We start from the raw sequence: 5,272 nt of genomic DNA, 5'->3' as shown, positions 1-5,272 counted from the left end.
CTAGTGGGTTTTGCTACCCAAATTCCCACCTTTGTTTTGATTCCTTTAGGTGGAATTGTAGCCGATCGCTGGAATCGTCACCGCATCCTGACAGTCGCCCAGAGTCTAGGAATGCTTAAGTCTCTGACTCTTACATGGTTAGCTCTAACTGACACGATAAACATCTGGCACATTATAGTTCTCTCTTCAGTGCAAGGCATAATCAATGCTTTTGAAATTCCAACCCGACAAGCATTTTTACCAGAAACAGTAGGAAGGGAAAATTTAGGTAATGCGATTGCCTTGTACTCTTCTTTAGTTAGCGTTACGACTATGGTTGGACCAGCAATTGCAGGCGTGTTGAATGCAGCATTTGGAGCGGGGATTTGTTTTGCGATCGACAGTATCAGTTACATCTCTGTAATCATTGCCCTCCTCGCAATGCGGCTTGCTCCTAAAAAAGCCGTCATTTCTACACGGAAACCTTTTGAAGAATTTAGAGCAAGCTTTATCTATGCCTTCAGTTTTTTGCCTATTCGATGGGTTGCGATCGGTGCGGCTTTAGTTTGTTGTGTCTGGGGATTTTACCTAGCTCTGGGACCTATTTTTGCTGCTGAGGTTTTGCACGGGGGATCTAATACATTTGGCTTTCTCATGGCAGCTTCAGGTATAGGAACTTTAATGGGTGGAGTTTACTTGAGTGTCCGCTCAAGTGTATTTGGGTTTGAGAAAGCCCTAGCATTTGGACCAGTTATTATGGGAGTGAGCTTAATTATTTTTGCTCTGTCTCACATATTATGGTTGTCACTACTTTCGCTTGCGATCGCTGGTTTCGGCTTTATTTTACAAATTATTTCCGGTCGCACGGTACTCCAGTTATTAGTTACAGATGAGATGCGCGGTCAAATCACAGGTTTTTATGTGATGGCATCTACTGGAGCAGTTCCTGTAGGTAACTTAATTGCTGGTATTTTGGCAAGCTACATTGGTGCTACTAATACTGTCATTTTTGGTGCTGGTGCCTGTATTGTAGGTTCGCTCTTCTTTATGCAGCAGCTTTCGATCTTTCGGGAGCTAGTTCATCAAAACCTCAATTATGCTAATAAATCCTATATTAAAGAGAGGTAGCTAAAAAATCATCAAAATCACAGAGTGACATATTGTTACTTGGGGCTTGTATTTCAATCGATGTTGTGTAACTATACTATAAATAAACAACGGTAAATCAATCAAGTAACCGTATTTAATTGTCGTAAATACCCCACAAATAAACTATTCAAAGTTGTGAAGGTCGAGAACAGGTATTTTGAGCCATCCGTGCTCGGTGTAAAACAGCTTGGTCTTGCTTGATGTTTGTGAGGGATTGACGACAACTAAAAGTCAACGAGTGACACCAGGAGAAATCGCCATGACAATTGCACTTGAGCGTCCTAAAAAGAAGACTCGTTCAGCACAGATTCGGGAGCAGCTAGGCTATCCCATTATTGATACTGATGTACATACTCAAGAATTTGAACCAGCTTTCCTTGACTATCTAGCTCAAGTAGGTGGTTCTAAAATTGTCGATCGCTTTCAAGAACATTTACCTGGAGCAGGTCGCTACCGTTGGTTTCAGCAAACTTGGGAAGAACGCCATAACTACCGCACAGCACGTCCTCCTTTGGGGTGCTAGCCTCTATACAGATATCATCTCGTTATTTCTTATCAATCCATCCTTTGGAGTTGTACACCAGCCTCAATCGAGACTTCTTCAAAGGTACGGCAATTGAGAAAGAAGCAGAAGAATACCTGAGGACTAGGGGTTAGGGGCTAGGGGCTAGGGGTAAGAGACTAGCAATGAGGAGTTGCTCCAACGCCCAATGCCCAATATGCCCAATGTTCTCACGGTCGAGCGGGTACAAGGGCTAAGTGCGTTTCAGGTAGGCACTACCTACCTGAAACTTTCTTAAGACTTCATACAGAAACGGTATATATTTATGGTTGCTACAGTCAAAACTCGGTCTTTCAATATCTTTCACAGCTTTAAAGTGCTTATAATACCGGGACTATTGACCATTACAACTTCGTTAACTTTAATTGGTTGCAGTGGAGAAAACCTGAAAACAGAGACAGAAACGCAATCTTCTGCTCGTCAAGTGTCAGATAATACTAAAACATCTGGTATTAAGACAAAAGTACTCCACATGGGGTATCAACAAGCAGGTGATTTAGTTAGAGTTACAAAAGTCTTGGAAAAGCGTTTAGAACCTTTGGGAGTTAAGGTGGAATGGGCGCAATTTGCCCAAGGTCCTCAACTCATGGAAGCTATGAATGTGGGTAAAGTAGATCTAGGTTCTGTGGGAGAAACTCCCCCTATTTTTGCTCAAGCGGCTGGTGCTCAAATTGTTTATGTTGTTGGTCGGCGGCGAACTGAAAAGACTGGTCGAGGGAGTGCAATTGCTGTTCCACCAGATTCTCCTATCAAAACTTTGAAAGACATTAAGGGGCAAAAAGTCGTCTTCCAAAAAGCTTCTGCATCGCACTATTTTATTCTAAGAGCTTTAGAAGATGTGGGTTTGAAATACAGCGATATTCAAGTTCTAAGCATACCCAACGTGGAAGCCCGTGCAACATTTATAGAAGGAAAAATTCCTGTTTGGGTGACAGGAGATCCTCACCTAGCTATAGCTGAAAAAATGGGTAAAGTTCGCGTTCTTAGAAATTCTCAAGGACTTGATTCCCCTGGTGGTTACTATATAGCAGGAAAACAATTTGCTATAGATAATCCTGAATTACTGCGGATAGTCATTGAAGAAATAGACAAAATCGAGCGATGGGCTGAAGCACATCCTAAAGAGACAGCAAAATTAATTGCACCAGAACAGAAACTACCTCCAAACGTGATGGACTTAGTAATTAGCCGTCGTACCTATGGCTTGAGAGCAATCTCTCCAGACTTAGTGAAAGAACAACAGCGAGTAGCAGAGTATTTTTATAGAAATGGCTTACTTCCTAAACCTCTTAATATTCAAGAAGCTTTACTAACACCCGAACAATATGCAGCAATTACTCCTCCAACAATTAGTCAGAAGTAGCTCTTAGGGATCGGGGATTAACTAGTTATAAATCACTGGTAACTGGTAACTGGTCACTGCTCACTGCTTACTGCTCACTGCTTACTGGTAACTGGTCACTGGTCACTGGTCACTGTTTACTGTTAAACCCATTTCTAAATATACTGAATGTAATATCCTTCTCATCTTAGATTCTTGTCTGGAGAAATAAAAAGCTCCCAGAAGACAACACGCACCACCAAAAAATATAGCATTAGCAACTCCAATTTGATTTGTCAATCCCCCAAAAAACAAATTACCAAAAGGCAGTACTCCCAAAAAACCTGTTGTAAATATACTTGTAACTCTACCTCGTTTATCTTCGTCTGTCAGAATTGATTGAACAAAATTACCAATTGAAGCCAGAGTTAGAGTATTACTCATACCTACTAGAAAAATTAAAACCAGACAAATCTCTAGATTGTTGGAACGAGAAAAAAGCATCAAACCCAAGCCTAAAATTGCCGTAGAACGTGTGATAATTTTCTCTAATCCTATGACTTGCTTGCGAAGAATAAGATAAAAACCTGCAACTATAGAACCAAGAGCTGAAGCTGTCATGAGAAAGCCCATGGTTTCAGCATTACCATTCAATATTTTTTGAGTAAAAATCGGCATTAAGTTAACATGAGTCATTGCCATAAAACAAATAATGATTTGTAATATAAAGGCATATTTTATAGGCAAAAAATCATAAGCAAAAACAAAACCTTCTTTCAAAGTCTTTAAGAAAGGAGTTTTATCAGAGGATAATTTATTAGGAATAGCTCTAATTTTTGTAGTTAAAATCGCGGATATAAAGGGTATATAGGTAATAGCATCTATTAAAAAACAAGCAGTTGCTCCAGAGCTAGCAAGCAATATACCCGCAATCATAGGACTGGCAAATTTAGCTGTATTAATCGAGAAAGAATGGAGAGAAATTGCACTGTAAGTCTCTGTTTTATCCTCTACAAGTCTGGGAATTGTTACCAAACGTGCTGGTAAATCGAAAGCTTTTAGTGTCCCTTGAAGAGCACCAATAATAATAATCCATACAACATTGAGCTGACCGTTAAGAGTCAGAAAAGTTAAGAGAGAAGATAAAAGAACGTTTAGTAACTGAGTTGTTAGTAACACGTATCGTAGATTCCAGCGATCCAACAAGACTCCTACCAAAGGTGTAATAATCAAACCCAGAGCTTGATTGGTAAATCCTGCAACACCAACTAACACGGCTGAATTGGTTAATTGATAAACCATCCATACCAAGGCTATTTGGGTCATCCAAGAGCCAAAAAAAGATACACTTTCTCCCATGACGAAACAACAAACATTTAAAGATTTCAGAGCAGGAGGAATCTGAAAAGAACCAAATCTCAGTTTACCTTCTTCAAAACGTTCTCTATGACTTTGTCCCATCAGTGTCTTCCTCTTGTAAATGTCTACAACCTTGTTTTCAGGGCGGTCAGAAGCTTTATCGAACTTGGACTTTACAAGTCCACTCATTCTGAAGTCGTGTTAGTTAAACTTAAATTTAGAACCACAGAAATTTAGCGTTCTTACTATTTATTCACAAAGAGGCGATCGCACGCAAATCGTGAATTACAGTTGCTCTTTGCTTACAAATCTACTGTCTAGCTCGAACTATTACAATTCGTTTGCAAAATTAGACAATACTGACCGTCAGCCATAGAGCCTATTGTTCTTAAATATTTAGATACACTAATAATTAGTTTCTCATATGTTTGTGCAAAGTCAAGCATAAAAAAATACCGCTTTGATATTTAACAAAAACACCGTAATTCCCCATCTTCGCGTCTGTGGGGATATAAGGTGGGGAAAATATTAACGTTCCCCCTATGGGAACAGTTGATATTTTCCCAATTATCTTTTTGGCTTATCTTGAGATTGAATGTATTGCTTGACTATCTCCAGCGGAGCACCTCCACAAGAAACAGCACAGTAGGAATCGCTCCAAAATTTATCTTGACAGTAATATTTATCGATTATTTCTTTGAACTCACTCCTGACAATACGACTCGAAGCGGATTTCATAGAACCGATGAGAGAGGAGAGATTGTTGTCAGGGTGAAAGTCTAACAGCAAATGAACGTGGTCTGATTCACCATTAAATTCTTTGAGCATACACTTATTTTTTTCACAAACTCTGGTCAGTGTGTTGCGGATTGATGCGAGCATTGCTTCATTAATAATTTTGT

The 5,272-nt window shown here is 39.7% G+C and carries 5 protein-coding genes; 3 read left to right on the top strand and 2 right to left on the bottom strand.

The features are described from left to right. The 3 genes from WA1_RS51725 to WA1_RS51715 form a co-directional block, all read left to right on the top strand. Nucleotides 1-1,107, top strand: a 1,107-nt coding sequence (locus WA1_RS51725; protein ID WP_148663117.1) for an MFS transporter, incomplete at its 5' end; no start/stop codon positions are given. Nucleotides 1,108-1,387: 280 nt separating this feature from the next. Next, nucleotides 1,388-1,651 carry a hypothetical protein gene (locus WA1_RS51720; protein ID WP_017749788.1) on the top strand — a complete coding sequence of 88 codons (264 nt, stop codon included), beginning with the start codon at nucleotides 1,388-1,390 and terminating at the stop codon, nucleotides 1,649-1,651. Between the two features lie 304 nt (nucleotides 1,652-1,955). Further along, complete coding sequence (locus tag WA1_RS51715) at nucleotides 1,956-3,053, top strand: aliphatic sulfonate ABC transporter substrate-binding protein (RefSeq protein ID WP_017749787.1); 1,098 nt, start codon at nucleotides 1,956-1,958, stop codon at nucleotides 3,051-3,053. 102 nt (nucleotides 3,054-3,155) lie between these two features. Here the strand turns inward: WA1_RS51715 and WA1_RS51710 are convergent, their stop codons facing one another. Both WA1_RS51710 and tnpA read right to left on the bottom strand, forming a co-directional pair. Continuing rightward, on the bottom strand, nucleotides 3,156-4,472 hold the full coding sequence (locus WA1_RS51710; RefSeq protein ID WP_017749786.1) for an MFS transporter: 1,317 nt from the start codon (nucleotides 4,470-4,472) through the stop codon (nucleotides 3,156-3,158). A 465-nt stretch (nucleotides 4,473-4,937) separates the two neighbouring features. Then, nucleotides 4,938-5,272, bottom strand: a 335-nt coding sequence (gene tnpA, locus WA1_RS51705; RefSeq protein WP_148663116.1) for an IS200/IS605 family transposase, incomplete at its 5' end; no start/stop codon positions are given.

The organism is Scytonema hofmannii PCC 7110 (assembly GCF_000346485.2).
GTDB classification, from domain to species: domain Bacteria; phylum Cyanobacteriota; class Cyanobacteriia; order Cyanobacteriales; family Nostocaceae; genus Scytonema; species Scytonema hofmannii.
This window is presented reverse-complemented; position numbering and strand designations above follow the sequence as displayed.